The organism is Rhodoferax sp. GW821-FHT07F03 (assembly GCF_059418745.1).
This window is the reverse complement of the sequence record NZ_JBWKQM010000037.1, coordinates 1-873: the sequence shown is the minus strand read 5'-3', so window position 1 is coordinate 873 and position 873 is coordinate 1. Positions and strand designations below refer to the sequence as shown.

The following is an 873-nucleotide window of genomic DNA, read 5'->3' as shown; positions in this document are numbered from 1 at the left end:
CCAGCTGGGCTACAACCCCGACACCACGCAAAAGCGCCTGGGCGACGGCTTCTACGAGCAGCGCCTGGTGCGCGAACAGGTGCTGGCCCTCACCGGGCGCACCCAGCTCAGCGGCTACAGCAACGAGCAGGCCCAGTACCAGGCCCTGCTGAGCGCCGGTGTCGCCACCGCCAAGGCCTTCAACATCACCCCCGGCATTGCCTTGACGGATGCACAAATGGCCAGCCTGACCACCGATGTGGTCATGCTGGAAGAGCGCACGGTGCAAGGCCAGCGCGTACTGGTACCCGTGCTGTACCTGGCCCATGTCAAGGAAGGTGACCTGCTGCCCAGCGGCCCCCTGATCGCCGCTGGCAACATCGAGCTGTACGACAGCCAGGGCCTGGTCAACCGCGGCACCATCCGCGCCAGCAACAACCTGGTGCTGGACGGTGTGAGCCTGGACAGCCGGGGCGGCAACCTGCAAAGCGGTGGCCTGACGCAGATCAGCACCCGGGGCAATGTGGACCTGAGCAACGCCCAGCTCAAGGCCGGCAGCCTGAGTCTGGACGCGGGCGGCAGCCTGCTGCTGGCCAGCACCACCACCACGCAGGGCTACCAGATCAGCGGCGCTGCCGGCTCGGCAGGCTCGGCCAGCCGCACCCTGCTGGACCGCATCGCCAGCATCGACGTGCAGGGCGACGCCGTCATCCGCACCGGCGGGGACTTCACGCAAAACGGCGCCCGCCTGGCCGTGGGCGGTAACCTGGCCGCGCTGGTGGGCGGCGACTGGAACCTGGGCGCGGTGCAGACCGGTGACACCAAGCAGATCGCCTACACGGGCCGTGTCCGGGGTGCGGCCAGCAGCACCGAGACCTTCAACACCACCAGCAG

The 873-nt window shown here is 68.7% G+C and carries 1 pseudogene; it reads left to right on the top strand.

The features are described 5' to 3' along the window. Positions 1 to 873: pseudogene (locus AC07R0_RS25695) on the top strand (hemagglutinin repeat-containing protein); the annotation flags it as partial.